Source organism: Brevundimonas nasdae (assembly GCF_019395145.1).
Taxonomy (GTDB): Bacteria; Pseudomonadota; Alphaproteobacteria; order Caulobacterales; family Caulobacteraceae; genus Brevundimonas; species Brevundimonas nasdae.
Map to the genome: position 1 here is coordinate 3,657,289 of NZ_CP080034.1, position 15,854 is coordinate 3,673,142.

At 67.9% G+C, this 15,854-nt stretch carries 18 protein-coding genes; 17 read left to right on the forward strand and 1 reads right to left on the reverse strand.

Annotated elements, in window-relative coordinates; genetic code table 11:
• Positions 1 to 20 precede the first annotated feature (20 nt).
• From KWG56_RS17770 to KWG56_RS17845, 16 genes are all read left to right on the forward strand, one after another.
• On the forward strand, positions 21 to 383 hold the full coding sequence (locus KWG56_RS17770) for a hypothetical protein (RefSeq protein WP_201100021.1): 363 nt from the start codon (positions 21 to 23) through the stop codon (positions 381 to 383).
• 9 nt (positions 384 to 392) lie between these two features.
• Positions 393 to 854: a tol-pal system-associated acyl-CoA thioesterase gene (gene ybgC / locus KWG56_RS17775; protein WP_219353153.1), complete on the forward strand. Its 462-nt coding sequence runs from the start codon at positions 393 to 395 to the stop codon at positions 852 to 854.
• 24 nt (positions 855 to 878) lie between these two features.
• A complete protein-coding gene (locus KWG56_RS17780; RefSeq protein WP_219353154.1) occupies positions 879 to 1,304 on the forward strand; it encodes a hypothetical protein in 426 nt (141 codons plus the stop codon).
• Between the two features lie 196 nt (positions 1,305 to 1,500).
• On the forward strand, positions 1,501 to 2,253 hold the full coding sequence (gene tolQ, locus KWG56_RS17785) for a protein TolQ (protein ID WP_201100024.1): 753 nt from the start codon (positions 1,501 to 1,503) through the stop codon (positions 2,251 to 2,253).
• A gap of 3 nt (positions 2,254 to 2,256) precedes the next feature.
• Positions 2,257 to 2,712: an ExbD/TolR family protein gene (locus KWG56_RS17790; RefSeq protein WP_219353155.1), complete on the forward strand. Its 456-nt coding sequence runs from the start codon at positions 2,257 to 2,259 to the stop codon at positions 2,710 to 2,712.
• Between the two features lie 4 nt (positions 2,713 to 2,716).
• Positions 2,717 to 3,658, forward strand: a complete 942-nt coding sequence (locus KWG56_RS17795) for an energy transducer TonB (RefSeq protein WP_219353156.1) — start codon at positions 2,717 to 2,719, stop codon at positions 3,656 to 3,658.
• A 97-nt stretch (positions 3,659 to 3,755) separates the two neighbouring features.
• A complete protein-coding gene (gene tolB, locus KWG56_RS17800) occupies positions 3,756 to 5,138 on the forward strand; it encodes a Tol-Pal system beta propeller repeat protein TolB (protein WP_219353157.1) in 1,383 nt (460 codons plus the stop codon).
• Between the two features lie 144 nt (positions 5,139 to 5,282).
• Complete coding sequence (gene pal / locus KWG56_RS17805) at positions 5,283 to 5,840, forward strand: peptidoglycan-associated lipoprotein Pal (protein WP_219353158.1); 558 nt, start codon at positions 5,283 to 5,285, stop codon at positions 5,838 to 5,840.
• Between the two features lie 112 nt (positions 5,841 to 5,952).
• Entirely contained in the window at positions 5,953 to 7,104 is a 1,152-nt protein-coding gene (locus tag KWG56_RS17810; protein ID WP_219353159.1) for a DUF3667 domain-containing protein, read from the forward strand.
• Positions 7,105 to 7,144: 40 nt separating this feature from the next.
• Entirely contained in the window at positions 7,145 to 8,008 is an 864-nt protein-coding gene (locus KWG56_RS17815) for a tetratricopeptide repeat protein (protein ID WP_219353160.1), read from the forward strand.
• The gene (tilS, locus tag KWG56_RS17820) at positions 7,999 to 9,366 is read left to right on the forward strand and encodes a tRNA lysidine(34) synthetase TilS (RefSeq protein ID WP_219353161.1); all 1,368 of its coding nucleotides are present in this window, start codon (positions 7,999 to 8,001) and stop codon (positions 9,364 to 9,366) included. The genes KWG56_RS17815 and tilS overlap by 10 nt, the downstream gene beginning before the upstream one ends.
• Positions 9,353 to 11,314, forward strand: a complete 1,962-nt coding sequence (gene ftsH, locus KWG56_RS17825; RefSeq protein WP_201100032.1) for an ATP-dependent zinc metalloprotease FtsH — start codon at positions 9,353 to 9,355, stop codon at positions 11,312 to 11,314. Before tilS ends, ftsH begins: the two co-directional genes overlap by 14 nt.
• 112 nt (positions 11,315 to 11,426) lie before the next feature.
• Positions 11,427 to 12,641 (forward strand): acyltransferase family protein, encoded by a 1,215-nt coding sequence (locus tag KWG56_RS17830; protein WP_219353162.1) that lies wholly within the window; start codon positions 11,427 to 11,429, stop codon positions 12,639 to 12,641.
• 54 nt (positions 12,642 to 12,695) lie between these two features.
• Positions 12,696 to 13,346 (forward strand): hypothetical protein, encoded by a 651-nt coding sequence (locus KWG56_RS17835; protein ID WP_201100034.1) that lies wholly within the window; start codon positions 12,696 to 12,698, stop codon positions 13,344 to 13,346.
• A 4-nt stretch (positions 13,347 to 13,350) separates the two neighbouring features.
• Positions 13,351 to 13,653, forward strand: coding sequence for a winged helix-turn-helix domain-containing protein (locus KWG56_RS17840; protein ID WP_201100035.1), 303 nt, complete (start codon positions 13,351 to 13,353; stop codon positions 13,651 to 13,653).
• Positions 13,653 to 14,249 carry a YdeI/OmpD-associated family protein gene (locus KWG56_RS17845; RefSeq protein ID WP_219353163.1) on the forward strand — a complete coding sequence of 199 codons (597 nt, stop codon included), beginning with the start codon at positions 13,653 to 13,655 and terminating at the stop codon, positions 14,247 to 14,249. Before KWG56_RS17840 ends, KWG56_RS17845 begins: the two co-directional genes overlap by 1 nt.
• A 94-nt stretch (positions 14,250 to 14,343) precedes the next feature.
• Here KWG56_RS17845 and KWG56_RS17850 read toward each other — a convergent pair whose 3' ends face one another.
• Positions 14,344 to 14,757, reverse strand: coding sequence for a GreA/GreB family elongation factor (locus tag KWG56_RS17850; protein WP_201100037.1), 414 nt, complete (start codon positions 14,755 to 14,757; stop codon positions 14,344 to 14,346).
• A 277-nt stretch (positions 14,758 to 15,034) separates the two neighbouring features.
• On the opposite strand from KWG56_RS17850, the gene folP reads away from it, so the two are divergent.
• Positions 15,035 to 15,820: a dihydropteroate synthase gene (gene folP, locus KWG56_RS17855; RefSeq protein WP_244999760.1), complete on the forward strand. Its 786-nt coding sequence runs from the start codon at positions 15,035 to 15,037 to the stop codon at positions 15,818 to 15,820.
• The last annotated feature ends 34 nt before the right edge of the window (positions 15,821 to 15,854 follow it).

Consider the following 15,854-nt stretch of genomic DNA (forward strand, 5'->3'; position numbering starts at 1 on the left):
GCGCATCGTTCTTTGCCGCCATGAAACGCAAGACCCGAGACATCTGGCTGATCGGACTGGCGGCGGCGGTTCTGGCGCTGGGCGGGCTGGCCTTCTGGCTGTCGGCGAAGGGGGACCGGATTGATCCGCTGGAGGCGCCGGGCGACCGGGTGGCGCGCCAGATCGAGACCCAGATCGGCCCCGGCGCCGTGCTGCGCTATGCCGAGCCGGGCCAGCGTCGCGGCATGTGCGGCTATGTGGGGCGGACCCGCAAGGGCGAGGCCGTGGCCTTCGTCTCCACCCCCAACCGCATCCTGTTCAGCGACGATCCGATGCCGACCGAGTTCCGGCAAATGCGTGAACGCTACTGTCCCGGCTTCCTGACCGCCCGCCCGAGGCGATAGACTGTCGGCATGAGCGACGATCTTCCCACCGCCGGCCGTTTCGACGGCCATGACCACCTGCTGCCCGTGCGCGTCTACTACGAGGACACGGACTTCACCGGCCTGGTCTATCACGCCAACTATGTCCGCTATTTCGAGCGGGGGCGGTCCGATTTCCTGCGCGCCATCGGGGTGGGCCACGCCGATCTGCTGGAGGAGGAGCAGCCGCTGGCCTTTGTCGTCGCCGACATGAACCTGCGCTTCATCAAGCCCGCCCGCATCGACGACGCCCTGGTGGTGCGCACCGTCTATGAGACGGTCAAGGGCGTGCGTCTGATCATCCGGCAATCGGTCGAGCGGGCGGGCGAGGTGCTGTGCCGCGCCGAGGTCACCGCCGTCTGCATCCATCTGGACGGCCGCCCGCGCCGCCCGTCCAAGGGGCTGATCGAGAAGGTCACGCCGTGGCTGGCGAGCACGGCGCAGGCCGGGTAAAACAGGCGGGTAAAGGGGAGCGATATGAACGATCAAACCATCACCACCAGCGCCGTTATTGTGACTTTTCTGCTGCTGGTTCTTCTGGTCGGCGGGGGTCTGGCCGGTTGTCCCTACTACAAAGTCTGGGAGCGCAAGATGGCCGGGCAGGCCGAACTGCAATACCAGCAGGGTGCGCGTCAGGCCCTGATCGCCCAGGCCGCCGCCGAGGACGAGGCCGCCATTAAGCGGGCCGAGGCCGCCACGCGCCGGGTGCTGGGCTGGACAGACGCCGCCAAGCGCGGCTGCGCCGAACTGGGCCGTCCGGGCGACCGCCAGTGCGAGGAGCAGCTGCTGAAAGACGCCGCCACCTATTCCATCGCCAAGGAAGGCCATGAGGGCGTGATCATCAGCGTCGGCGCGCCCGTCTCGGTCGCCGTCGACCCGAACAGGGGTCGTTCGGGCGAATAAGGGCGGGCTGCACAGGCTGTTGATCACAAGCGGCTGATTCCGGCCGTTTCCGGGCTCAGAGTAAACCGGCTGGTAACCATTTTCGCGGCTGTCAGAGGGCAGGTGCGACGGTCACGCTGTCGTGCGCGCCACACAATAGTCACGCCTAGTCGGTCGAAGGGAAATGACCGATTTCGAATCCGCCCGGAGCGCCTGAATGACCACGCCCGTCGACGCCTCGATGCTCAATCCCGTCGAGTTGTTCCTGACCGCCGACTGGGTGGTGAAGACGGTGATGATCGGCCTGGCCGTGGCGTCCCTGTGGTCCTGGACCATCATCATCGACAAGGCCTTCCGTTTCACCCTGTTGAACAGGCAGGCGGACGATTTTGAAAAGGCGGTCCAGTCGGGCCGTTCGCTGGAGGATGTGGCGGCCCAGGCCGGACCCCAGCCGGAACACGCCCTGCCGCGGATGCTGGTCATCGCCCTGTCCGACTGGCGCGAGGCGCGCCAGCGCGGGGTGCTGAACGAACATCAGGGCGATCTGCTGATGACCCGCATCGACCGGGCGTTGAACAGCCTGATCTCACGCGAGGGCCAGCGGATCGAGAACGGCCTGGGCGTGCTGTCGGTGGTGGCCACCGCCTCGCCCTTCATCGGCCTGTTCGGCACGGTCTGGGGCATCATGAACGCCTTTGGCCGCATCGCGGCGGCGGGCAACACCAATCTGACCACGGTGGCCCCGGCCATCGCCGAGGCCCTGTTCGCCACCGCCATCGGTCTGGCCGCAGCCATTCCAGCCTATATCGCCTACAACAAATTCTCCATCGACGCGGGCAAGTTCACCGGCCGTCTGGAAGCCTTCGCCGACGATCTGCAGGCCGCCGTGGCGCGTCGTCTGGGCAGCCCGTCCGCCCCGCCGCCTCCGCCCGCGCCGACCAGCGACCTCAGCCTGAACCGGGGCGTCTGAGCCATGGCCATGGGCGGTGGATCAGGCGTCGGCGGTGGTCGCAGGGGACGCAGGGGGCGCAAGGGCCCGCTGACGGAAATCAACGTCACGCCTCTGGTCGACGTGATGCTGGTGCTGCTGATCATCTTCATGATCTCGGCCCCCCTGCTGACGGTGGGGGTTCCGGTCGAACTGCCCAAGACCGAGGCCAGCGCGGTCGAGATCAAGTCGGAGCCCCTGTCGGTCAGCATCGACCAGAACGGCGCCATCTTCATCGGCGACAGCGAAGCCGACTTCAACGACCTGACCACGCGCCTGTTCACCGAGGCGGGCGGGGCGGACAAGGCGGCCGAGCGTCCGGTCTTCGTGCGCGCCGACGGCCGTGCGCCCTATCAGGCCGTGGCCCGCGTGATGGCGCGCCTGAGCGCCAACGGCTTCACCAAGCTGAACCTGATCACCGACACGGCGCCGGAGGCCTGAGCCCTTGCGCCGTCCCAGCCCTGCCATTCTGGGATCCATCGCCCTGCACGCCGGGGTGGTTGCGCTCGCCTTCGTCACCTTCACGGAGAAGAAGGACGAACTGACGCCGCTGGTCGCCTCTGTGCCGGTCTCCATCGTGTCCGAGGAGACGATCCGGGCGGCCGCCGCCAATAATCCGCAGCCCGAGCCCTCGCCTGAAGACGGGGCCACGGCCCCGCCGCCAGAGCCAGAGCCGGAGCCCAGCCCCCCGACGCCTGCGCCGCCGCAGCCCGCTCCGCCGCCGCCGCCCGCGCCTACGCCGCCAAGGCCGACGCCCCCGCGCCCGACGCCGCCTGCACCCGCGCCCACGCCGCGTCCGACCCCGACGCCGACGCCCCCGCGTCCGACACCGCCTGCGCCGACACCGCCACGACCTACGCCGCCCGCCCCCGCGCGTCCGACGCCGCCTGCGCCCACGCCTGCGCGCCCGACACCGCCGACGCCTGCGCCTCCGACCAAGGGCACGCCGACACCTAACCCGCCGCGTCCGACGCCGCCGCGCGCCGAGCCGGGTCTGGACCTGGCCGCCCTGGCCGGACCGCCGCGCAACACCAATAATCCGGGCCGTCCCGCGACAGGCCAGACCGGCGCGGGGACCGCCAGCCGCGCGACAGGGCCGCAACTGGCCGCCCTGGGCGCCCAGGTCACGCCGAACTGGAACCTGAACTGCGACCTGCCGGGCATGGACGCACTGGTCATCCGCGTGACGGTGCGCCTGACGGCGGACGGCCATATCGTCGGCTCGCCCCAGCTGCAGGAGCCGCGTTCGGACCCCACGTGGCGGGCGGCGTCGGACGCCATGCTGCGGGCGCTGCGGGCCACGGCGCCCTTCAATGTCCCGGCGGGGTTCCAGTCCCAGGAAGTGCCGTTCCGATTCGAGACCGCGCGCCAATGCGCCAATCGCTGATCGGTCGTGAAGTCGCCCCAATCGCCGTGAAGCTGGCGATTGTCACAAGGCCCGGTGATAAGGGTCGAACCTGTCTCAAGAACTTTGGGAGCGCACCATGCGTCTGAACCTTCTTCTGGCCTCCGCGACGGCCCTTGTGATGGCCGCGCCGCTGTTGGTGCAGAGCAGCCCCGTGCAGGCCCAGGCGGCGCCCGCCAACGGCGCCGTGCAGGATGTGGTGGTCGATCAGGGCGTGCTGCGTCCGCTGACCATCGCCGTGGTGCCGTTCCGGGGCGAGCGCGGATCGGACATCTCCACCATCGTCAGCGGCAACCTGAAGCGTTCGGGCTATTTCGACCCGCTGAACCCGGCCAGCTTCATCGAGACGGGTCTGACCCTGGCCAACGCCCCCAACTTCCCCCAGTGGACCCAGATCGGCGCCCAGGCGGTGCTGTACGGGGCGGTGACGCCGCGCGCCGACAACCGGGTGGACGTGGGTTTCCGCCTGTATGATCCGTACCGCCAGTGCCAGCTGGTCAGCTATCAGTTCACGGCGACGCCGGAACAGTACCGCCGCATCGCGCACAAGATCTCCGACATCATCTATCAGCGCATGACGGGCGAGCCGGGCTTCTTCGATTCCCGCGTCATCTTCGTGTCGGAAGAAGGCGATCAGCTGAACCGCAAGAACCGCCTGACCATCGCCGACCAGGACGGGTTCCAGCCCATCTATCTGACGCAGGGCGACGAGGTGATCATGTCGCCCCGCTTCTCGCCCAACCAGCCGGACGAGGTCACCTATGTGGCGCTGGGCAAGGACTACAGCCGCATCTATCTGCTGAACCTGACGACGGGGCGCCGGGAATCCCTGGGCGAGTTCGACGGCCAGGTGCTGGCGCCGCGCTTCTCGCACGATGGCAACAAGATCGCCTTCTCGATCATCAGGAACGGTAACACCGACATCTATGTGATGGACCTGCGCAGCCGCCAGCTGTCGCGTCTGACGACCGATCCCGGCATCAACACATCGCCGTCGTTCAGCCCGGACGGCAGCCAGATCGTGTTCAACTCGGACCGTTCGGGTCAGCCGCGCCTGTATGTCATGCGCGCCGACGGTTCGGGCCAGCGCCCGATCAGCCGGGGCGGCGGCTCCTATACGGCTCCGGCCTGGAGCCCGACCGGCAATATGATCGCCTTCACCAAGTCGGGCGGCGGGCGCTTCTCGACCGGGGTGATGAACGCCGACGGCTCGGGCGAGCGCATCCTGTCGTCCTCCTATTTCGAGGAAGGACCCAGCTGGGCGCCCAACGGCCGCTACATCATGTTCGCCCGCCAGACGCGCGGCGGCGACACCCGTCTGTGGACCGTGGACCTGTCGGGCCGCGTGGTGTCGCAGGCGGGCTATCAGGGGCGCGGCACCGACCCGGCGTGGTCGCCCCTGCTGGACGGCCCGCCCGCCAATCTGGGCTTCAACCAGGGCCCGGACAGCTGTTCGTCCTGATCCGGCTAACGCTGGTTTACAGCAACCGGAGCCTTTAATCTCAACAGTGCGTTATCCGATCTGGCGTCCCCAAATGGACCGGGGCAATAGATACTGCAGCGCTTGAGGCCGCCGTCCTCAAAACATCTTATGGAGACGACCCCAATGAAGACTTCCCGCATCATCACCGTGGCCATGGTCGGCTGCGCCGTCGCCGCCATGGCGGCCTGCACGCGCAAGCCGCCCGTCGACACCGGCATTCCCGGACCGTCCACCCCGGTCCCAACCCAGCCCTCCTATCCGACCGCTCCGACCGGCCCGATCCAGGGCGGCAACGTCGGTTCGGCCATCCCCGGCTCGGAACAGGACTTCGTCGTCAACATCGGCGACCGCATCTATTTCGACCTGGACAGCATCGAAGTCCGCCCGGAAGCCCGCCCGCGTCTGGACGCCCAGGCCCAGTGGCTGCAGCGCTATCCGGCGGTCACCATCCGCATCGAAGGCAATGCCGACGAACGCGGCACGCGTGAGTACAACCTGGCCCTGGGCGCCCGCCGCGCCGAGGCCGTCCGCACCTATCTGATCGGCCGCGGCATCCCCGCAAACCGCATCACCACCATCAGCTACGGCAAGGAGCGCCCGATCGCCGAGGGGTCGAACGAGGACGCCTGGGCGCGCAACCGCAACGCCCACACCGCCATCGTCTCGGGCGCACCGCGCTAAGACGATCCGTCGGATCAGGTATTGGAGGCGTCGGCTGAAGAGCCGGCGCCTCTTTTCTTTTCAGCGACGCATTTCTAAAGGTCGGCGCAGCAACGCCAGGGGGATCAGGCGCATGGATATCGAAGGTGTCGGCGGCGTCGTGACGGCGGGGCTGGTCGCGGGCGCGATCGAGAAACCCACCGGAACGGCGGGCGAACACGACCACGGCGCCTGCGCCGACTGCGGAGCGGAGACCAACGGAAACTTCTGCTCGAACTGCGGCCAGCCGACCCATGTCCACCGCACGCTGCTGCACCTGGGCGAGGAACTGCTGCACGGGGTCATGCATTTCGACGGCCGCTTCTGGCGCACATTGCCGTTGCTGCTGGTCAATCCGGGCAAGCTGACGCGGGAATGGGTCGACGGCAGGCGGACCCGCTATGTCTCGCCGTTGGCGATGTTCCTGTTCACCCTGTTCGTCATGTTCTTTGCGCTGAGCTTCATGCCGCACAAGGAAGAGCACGCCCTGCCTCTGGCGCAGCAGATCGAGGCCCAGCGCGCCGTGGTGGCGCAGGCCGAACAGGTCGTGGCGGCGGCTGAGAAAGAGATCGCCGACATCCAAGAGGCGGCCGAACCCGCCGACGGCGACCCGCCGCCGTCCGGGATCGGCATTCGCGCCGGCGCTGCGGCGGGCGTGATGGCGGGCGCCCAGGCCGGTCTGAACAACGAAAAGGCCAAGCTGGCGCAGCTGGAGAAGGAAGCTGTCGAAGGGCGCAAGGACGGTCTGACGACCGGCACCTGGCAGGCCCAGGTCGCCGACATGGCCCAGGAGGTCAGCGACAGCGGCCAGAACCACGGCATCGTCGGCGCCGTCGCCAAGAAGCTGAAGAATCCGGATCTGGCGCTCTACAAGCTGCAGCAGACCATCTACAAATTCGCCTTCCTGCTGGTGCCCTTCTCTATCCCGTTCATGGCGCTGCTGTTCCTGTGGAAGCGGGGGTTCACCCTGTACGACCACGGGGTCTTCGTCCTGTATTCGCTGACCTTCATGGCGCTGCTGCTGATGATCGTGGTCCTGCTGGCCACGGTGCTGAAGGGGGCGGGGGTCATAGCGGGGCTGATCGCAGCGCTGATCGCGCCGATGCATATGTTCGCCCAGCTCAAGGGCGCCTATAGTCTGCGGGTGTTTTCGGCCCTGTGGCGCACGGTGCTGCTGGTGCTGTTCTGCGAGTTCGTGGCCACGCTGTTCCTGGTGGCGGTCCTGTATCTCGGCTTTGGCCATTGACGCCTTGCGGCGGCCCCAAATCGGTGGAACCTAGTCAGCCATGACGCTCAAGCTTTCCTTCACGCGCAATCGCGCCATCGCCGCCGCCGCCGCCACTGCTGTTTTGGGCGTGGTCCTGATCGCAGGCGGCGCCGTCGCCCAGCAGGCTGCACCGCCCAACATCATGGAGCGGACGGACTGGGACAACCGCCGGCTGGATCAGCTGGACCGCAATGTCCGCCGTCTGGAGCGCGCCCTGACCCAGCGCAACGCCGCAGGTCAGCCGGTTCTGGTCGAGCCGGACCCCGAGGTGATCGCCCTGCAGGGCCGGGTCGATATTCTGGAGCAGCGTCTGAATGACCTGTCGGCCACCATCCGCCGCATCACCGGCGACGGCGAGCGGGTGACCTTCCAGCTGGACGAAAGCCAGCGCGACAACACCGCCCTGCGCCGTCGTCTGGCCGACGCCGAGGCCCGCATCCAGAAGCTGGAGACGGCGGCTGAGCTGAACGCCCCGATCCAGGCCAACACCCCGACCGGCGATGCGGCCCAGGATCTGGCCGCGGCTGTCCGCCTGATCGGCACGGATCGTCCGCGCGGCGAGCGGGCGCTGGAGACGGTCGTGGTCACCTGGCCCGACACGCCGCAGTCGCGTGAGGCAAACTCGCGTCTGGGCGACCTGCGCGTATCGGCCAACGATAAGGCGGGCGCCGTGCCCTATTTCGCCGCCGCGCTGAAGGATTGGCCGCGCATCGGCTGGGCCGCCGACACCACGCTGAAACTGGCTGACGCCCTGTTCGCCACCGACCGCAAGACGCAAGGGTGCGCGGCGCTGGGCGAGTTCACGCGCCGCTATGCGCCGACCGCATCCGACCCGCAGAAGGCCCGCGCGGCCCAGCTGCGCACCTCGGGCGGGTGCAGCTGACGCCTGACATCGGGGGGACGGATCAAGCCGGTCTGGCGGCGCGCGTCCATGCGCGGCTGGATCAGCGACTGTCGCGTGATGTCGATCATCCCGTCGCCCTGGCCCTGTCCGGCGGCGGGGACTCGATCGCCCTGCTGCGGCTGGCGGCGACCTGGGCCAGGGCGCGAGGGCGCCGCCTGCTGGCCCTGACCGTTGATCACGGGCTTCAGGCGGACAGCGCCGCCTGGACCGCCTTCGCCGCCGAGGCCGCGCGCGCGCAGGGCGTGGCGTGGATCGGTCTGGACTGGCGGGGTGAAAAGCCCACGACCGGCATTACAGCCGCCGCCCGCCTGGCCCGTCATCGCCTGATTGCGAACGCCGCCCGTGACGCCGGGGCGCGGGTCGTCCTGTTCGCCCACAACGCCGACGACATCGCAGAGGCCGACTGGATGCGGGCGCAGGGATCGACGCTGGGTCGCCTGCGCGGCTGGACCCCGTCGCCTGTCTGGCCTGAGGGGCGCGGCCTGATGCTGGCCCGGCCCCTGTTGTCCGAACGCCGCGAGACCCTGCGGAACTGGCTGAGGGGGCAGGGCGCGGACTGGATCGACGATCCCGCCAACGAAGACCCGCGCTATGGCCGCAGCCGCGCGCGGCAGGCGTTGCAGGCCAGCACATCCGCTCCCGTTGCGCCGTCGCGTGTCGTCGCCACGCCCGCCGTGCAGCCCATCATTCTGGACGGCGGCGTCATCCAGCTGGATCGCAGCGTCCGCGCGTCGATCCTGGCCGCCGCCCTTGTCTGTGCAGGCGGCGGATCGAGGCCGCCGCGCGGCGACCGGCTGTCCGCTGTGCTGGATCGGCTGCGCGCTGCGGACAATTTCGTCGCCGTTTTGAGCGGCGCCAGGCTGGAAGCGACGGCGGATCGCGTGATCGTGATGCGTGAGGCGGGCGAGTGGTCGCGGCGTCCCATCGCGCCGCTGAGGCTGGAGCCCGGACAGGCCGCCGTCTGGGACGGGCGTTGTCTCTTCACTGCGCGCGAGCCCGGCTGGACGGTGGTTGCGGCGCACGGACGCCTGTCCAGCCTGACTGTGCGGGACCGCACGACCCTGAACCGTCTGCCGCCCGCCGCCCGCGCCGCCGTCCCCGTCCTGTTGCGGGACGATGAAACTGCGCCGGTTCTTGCAGGGAAGGGCGTCGAACAACGCGATCTGACGGCCGAACGGCTCAGGCTTGCGTTGGACGAAACGACGCACGAAGACGATCTGAATCATGCGCCCGATGGCGTAACGCCGTGGAACCCCCTATTTTCACGGAAAGACATTCCAGACCGTGGACCCACTCTGGGCCTGCGGACGACCGAGGACCTCAATGAACCTGCGTAATCTGGCGATAACCGGCGTCATCATCCTGGCCTTGCTGGCGGGCTATGCGGCCATCTCGCAAGGGGGCGCCATGACCGGCATGGGCGGCCCTGCGGGCGCGGCCGCCGGCGGCCGCCCCGAGCAAATCACCTATTCCCAGCTGGTGCAGAAGGTGGAGGCCGGCGACGTCAAGGAAGCCACCGTGCGCGGCGACCAGGTGACGGGCGTCTTCAAGAACGACAACCGTTTCACCGCCACGACCGTCTTCCCGAACGAGACCCTGGTGAACTCCATGCTGGCGGCGGGCGTCAATGTTGACGCCAAGACCACGCGTCAGTCGTGGTGGGCCAGCCTGCTGATCGGCATTCTGCCCATCGCCCTGCTGATCGGCGTCTGGATCTTCTTCATGCGCCAGATGCAGGGCGGGGCGCGTGGCGCCATGGGCTTTGGCAAGTCCAAGGCCAAGCTGCTGACCGAGCACAAGGGCCGCAAGACCTTTGACGATGTCGCAGGCGTCGATGAAGCCAAGGACGAACTGCAGGAGGTCGTCGACTTCCTGAAGGATCCGGGCAAGTTCCAGCGTCTGGGCGGCAAGATCCCCAAGGGCGCCCTGCTGGTCGGCCCTCCCGGCACCGGCAAGACGCTGCTGGCCCGCGCGGTCGCGGGTGAGGCGGGCGTGCCCTTCTTCTCGATCTCGGGTTCGGACTTCGTCGAAATGTTCGTCGGCGTCGGCGCCAGCCGCGTGCGCGACATGTTCGAACAAGCGAAAAAGAATGCTCCGTGCATCATCTTCATCGACGAAATCGACGCCGTCGGCCGTCATCGCGGCGCAGGCCTGGGCGGCGGCAACGACGAGCGCGAGCAGACCCTGAACCAGCTGCTGGTCGAGATGGATGGCTTCGAAGCCTCCGAGAACATCATCCTGATCGCCGCCACCAACCGCCCCGACGTGCTGGACCCGGCCCTGCTGCGTCCCGGCCGTTTCGACCGTCAGGTCGTGGTGCCGAACCCCGATGTGTCGGGCCGCGAACGCATCCTGCGCGTCCACATGAAGGATGTGCCCCTGGCCGCCGACGTCAACGTCAAGACCATCGCGCGCGGCACGCCCGGCTTCTCGGGCGCCGACCTGGCCAATCTGGTCAATGAGGCGGCCCTGACCGCGGCCCGCAAGGACCGCCGCATGGTCACGCACCGCGACTTCGAAGACGCCAAGGACAAGGTGCTGATGGGCTCGGAGCGTCGTTCCATGGCCATGAACGAGGAAGAAAAGCGCCTGACCGCCTATCACGAAGCCGGTCACGCCATCGTCGCCATGAACGTCAAGATGGCCGACCCGGTGCACAAGGCGACCATTGTTCCGCGCGGCCGCGCCCTGGGCATGGTTATGCAGTTGCCGGAAGGCGACCGCTATTCGATGAAGTACCAGCAGATGATCGACCGGATCGCCATCATGGCGGGCGGCCGCGTCGCAGAGGAGCTGATCTTCGGCAAGGAGAACATCACCTCCGGCGCATCGTCGGACATCGAACAGGCGACAAAACTGGCCCGCGCCATGGTCACCCGCTGGGGCTTCTCCGAGAAGCTGGGCACGGTAGCTTACGGCGAGAACCAGGAAGAGGTCTTCCTGGGTCACTCGGTCGCGCGCAGCCAGAACGTCTCGGAAGAAACCGCCCGCACCATCGACGACGAAGTGCGTCGTCTGGTCACCTCGGGCTGGGATGAGGCGCGCCACATCCTGACCACCAAGGCCGAAGACCACGAGAAACTGTCCCAGGCCTTGCTGGAATACGAAACCCTGTCGGGTGAAGAGATCAAGGACCTGCTGGAGAAGGGCGTCGCTCCGAACCGCGACGAGAACAACTTCCCCAACGCCGGGCCCTCGGTCTCGGTGCCGGTGACGCCGGTGGATGAAGCCTCGGTCGAGGTGCCGCCGACCCCCGCCGCCACCAGCGTGCCGACAGTCCACTAAGTCTGCCGAACCCGCCGAGGAGAAATCCCCGGCGGGTTCTCTTTAATGAACTGGTTTGCATGTCAGACTAGTCTATGAGATATCGCTCTCGTTCCTGACGGGAGGGGTGGCCATGACGGCGTCCGAAATCGATCGTTCAGAGCGGCTTCACAGCCTTGATGCGCTGCGTGGCGCGGCTCTGCTGCTGGGGGTGGTGCTGCACGCCGCCATGTCCTTTTTTCCGACCCAGATCTGGATCGTCGCCGACGATCAGAGGTCGGTCTGGGCCAGCGGCCTGTTCTTCGTCATCCACGTCTTCCGCATGGCCAGCTTCTTCCTGATCGCCGGCCTGTTCGCGCATATGATGCTGAACCGGCGGGGCGTGGGCGGCTTCATCAGGAACCGGCTGATCCGCATTACAGCCCCGTTCGGGGTGTTCTGGACGCCGGTGATGGCGGCGATCATCGCCGTGCTGATCTGGAACGCCTCGCTGCAAGGCCTGACCGCCGCCGACGCGCCGCCGCCGCCGACCTATGACTGGACCAACATCCCCCTGACCCACCTGTGGTTCCTGTGGGTGCTGATGCTTTTCTACGCCGGGTTCGTGATCCTGCGGGCGGGGTTCAAGGCGCTGGACGGCAAGGGTGATGGCGCGCGGACGCTGGACCGGCTGACGGCGGGTCTGATCGGGCCGTGGGGGCCGTTCGTGCTGGGCGCGCCGCTGGCCGTCGCCCTGTGGTTCGAGCCGAACTGGATCGCCTTCTTCGGCATACCCACGCCGGATCACGGCCTGATCCCCAATGTTTCCGCCACTGTGGGATTCGGCCTGGCCTTCGCCTTTGGCGTCATGCTGGACCGCCGCCGGGATCTGTTGAGCCGCATCCAGGCCTGGACGCCCGTCTATCTGGGGCTGGCGGTGGGCGCGGGGGCGGCGGCCCTGATGTTGGCGGGCGGACCCAATCCGCACCTGGCGCCCCTGACCGATCCGACGATCAAAGCCTGTGCCGCGGCGGCTTTCGGCGTGGCGACCTATGCCGCGATGTTCGCCGCGGTCGGTTTGGCGCTGAGGTTCGCCTCGGGCCGCAGCGCCGTGCGCCGCTATCTGGCTGACGCCTCCTACTGGATCTATATCGTCCATCTGCCGCTGGTGATGGCGGCCCAGGTTCTGGTGCAGGATTGGAGCCTGCCGTGGTTCGTCAAACTGGCCGTGGTCGTCGCGGGCGTTCTGGCCGTGTCGGTCGCCAGCTATGAACTGCTGATCCGCCACAGCTTCATGGGCCGCTGGCTGAACGGCCGCCGCGTGCCGTGGCGTCAGCCGCGCCAGCCGACGCTCGCGCCCGCCGAATAGCTTGCCATTCAGACGCCGCTCGTCCACCCAGGCCACATCATCCGAGGGTTCCTCATGACTGATCCCGCTCGCTCCGCCGAGGCCGATCTGGCCTTTCTGCGCTCCGTCGTTTCAGGCGCGGGCCCCCAGGGTCATTTCACCATGGGCGTCGCCTATCTGGCGGGCGGGCTGCTGTACGGGTTCCAGTGCCTGTTCCACGTCGGTCAGGCGGTGGGCTGGATCAACTGGCCGGGGCTGGCCACCCTGATCTTCGTCAGCAGCATCACCATCGCCATGATCGGCATACTGATCTGGGCGGCGCGCGAGGATCGCAAGGGACCGCGCCCCGGCCCCATGGTCACCCGCACCCTGAACGCCGCTTTCAGCGCCACGGGCATGGTCAATCTGGCGGTGATCCTGGTGTTCGGGATGGGCGCGATGCGGGACCATGACTTCGCCGTGTGGCTCTATTATCCGGCTATGGTCTTCGCCGTTCAGGCGGCGGCGTGGTGGGTGGCGTGGAGCCTGCGCCGGTCGATGTGGATGCTGGCGACCTCGCTGGGCGGTCTGGCGACGGCGGTGGCGCTGGGCCTGCTGGTGCGCGAGCCTGTCGCCTATCTGTTCGTCTGCACCCTGGCGCTGTTCGGCCTGTTCGCGGCGCCCGGCTGGGTCATGTTGAGCGGGGCCCTGAAGGCGCGCGCCGCCATTGGCGGGCAGGTCGGCTGACCCTATGAGTCTGGATCAACTCGGCAAGATCGACGAGGTCATCCACGGCCGCCTGCGGCTGGGGATCATGGTCTATCTGGCCGACGCCGAAGCCGCCGATTTCACCGAACTGAAGACGGTGCTCGAAGCCACCCAGGGCAACCTGTCCGTCCATATCAAGAAGCTGGAGGAGGCGGGCTATGTCGCCGTGGCCAAGAGTTTCGTGAACAACAAGCCCCTGACACGCGTCTCGATCACGCCTCAGGGACGCAAGGCCTTCGCCGCCTATCTGGAGGCGCTGGGCGGGCTGATCGGAAGGAAGGCCTGATGGCGCCCATGGTGGTCGATCCGGCCAAGGTGCGGACCTTCGAGGACAAGGCGTCCTTCTATGACTGGCTGGGCCGCAACCATGACCGTGAGACGGAGCTGTGGATCAGGGTCTTCAAGGTGAAGTCCGGCGTGGCCTCGATCACCATTCCCGAGACCATCGACGTGGCCCTGTGCTGGGGCTGGATCGACGGGATCAAGAAGGGGCTGGACGAGGTCAGCTTCCTGCAGCGCTACACTCCGCGCGGCAGAAAGAGCGTCTGGAGCCAGGTCAACGTCGGCAATGTCGCCCGCCTGATCGAAGAAGGGGCGATGACGCCGCACGGGTTGAAACACGTCGAGGCGGCCAGGGCGGACGGACGCTGGGACGCGGCCTATCGCACCAGCAACGCGGCCGCGCCGGACGATCTGATGGCGGCCATCGACGCCGATCCGCAGGCGCGTGCGACCTTCGACATCCTGACCGCCCAGAACCGTTTCGCCCTGATCTTCCGCACCCAGGGCATGAAGACCGAGGCCGGGCGCAGGAAGAAGATCGCCGAACTGACCGCCATGCTGGCGCGGGGCGAGACCCCCTATCCGCAGAAGAGGGCCTGAGAAGGCGAGTTTGTTTTTCCGCATCCGTTCGGCGCAGTGCGGGCGGAATGTCCGAACCTCGGGTCAAGCCCGAGGGTGAGGCAGAGGGAGGCGATCACACCTCCGGCAGGACCTCGGCGTCCTCGATCATCACCGGCGTCAGGCTGCGCTCGGAACCCGAGGGGTCGGTCCAGGAGATGGTGTAGCCCTCGACCAGGCCGATCAGGCCCGCGCCGACGTGCGACAGGACCGACACCTTGCCCGCGTCGATATCGGCTTCGTTGGGCAGGACGATCTGGATGCGGCGCGGGTCCGACGAACGACCGTCGACATAGTGCAGCCAGCGGTGCAGGGGCACGGCGCCCTTGGGCAGGTCGGCGGGCTCGCAGATGACCGCGCGCTCCAGCTCGTCCTGCAACATGCCGGCGACGCCTTCGCCGGGCATGTCGCCGACCAGACGCGACAGGGTTTCGTGATCCTCGGCGCTGAGGAAGATGTCGGGGCGGACGGGAAGGGCGGACTTGGACATGGGGTTTGCTCGCAAAGGCATAGGCCGCCCTGCGCGCGTTCGGCGTCAGGCGTCGGCTGGAAGAGGGGTTTCAGATCGTCGCCCGGAACGGGCAAAAGGCACGCAGCCGTTCCGGGTCAGAAGCCTGCGACGAGGCGTCCCGCGTGGGAAAGGCGTCGAGCCTGGCTGACGAAACGTGTGTTCACGGCTAGAGGCTGATCCCATGTCGCGTGAAAGTCAAACTCCGCCGTTGGTCGGCCTGTCGCACGCCCTGCCCGACGGGGGCGTTCCGCTGGTCATGGGAATCGTCAATGTGACGCCGGACAGCTTCTCCGACGGGGGGCGTTGGGCGACGACGGAGCGGGCGGTCGAACAGGCGCTGCGGCTGGCGGAGCAGGGGGTGGACGTGCTCGACATCGGCGGTGAAAGCACCCGTCCCGGCGCCGATCCGGTGACGGAAGGCCAGGAGATCGACCGCGTCGCCCCTGTCATCGCCGCGATCCGCGCGCGGTGGGACGGCGTCATCAGCATCGACACCATGAAGCCCGCCGTGGCCCGCGCCGCCGTCGCTGCGGGTGCGGCCATGTGGAACGACGTCACCGCCCTGACCCATGCGCCGGACAGCGCCGCCGTGGCCGCCGAACTGGGCTGCGACGTGGTTCTGATGCACATGAAGGGCGAGCCGCGCACCATGCAGGCCGATCCCCGGTATGACGACGTGGTGGCCGAGGTCGCGGCCTATCTGAACGACCGGGCGCAGGCGGCGATGGCGGCGGGCGTGGCGCGCGACAGGATCTGGCTGGATCCCGGCATCGGCTTCGGCAAGACCCTGGCGCACAACATGGCCCTGACGGCGCATCTGCAGACCCTGACCGCGCTGGGCTTTCCCGTCCTCTACGCCGCCAGCCGCAAGCGCACGATCCAGGCCATCGACCCCACGGCGACCCAGGCCGACGACCGGCTGGGCGGGTCGCTGGCCCTGGCGCTGGAGGGCGCGCGGCGAGGCGCCCGCATGGTCCGCGTCCACGATGTGCGCGAGACGGTGCAGGCGTTGAAGGTTCAGGCGGCGGTGGCGAACGGCTGACACCCGCGACATCCGGTCGCGGCGGCTGTAGAGC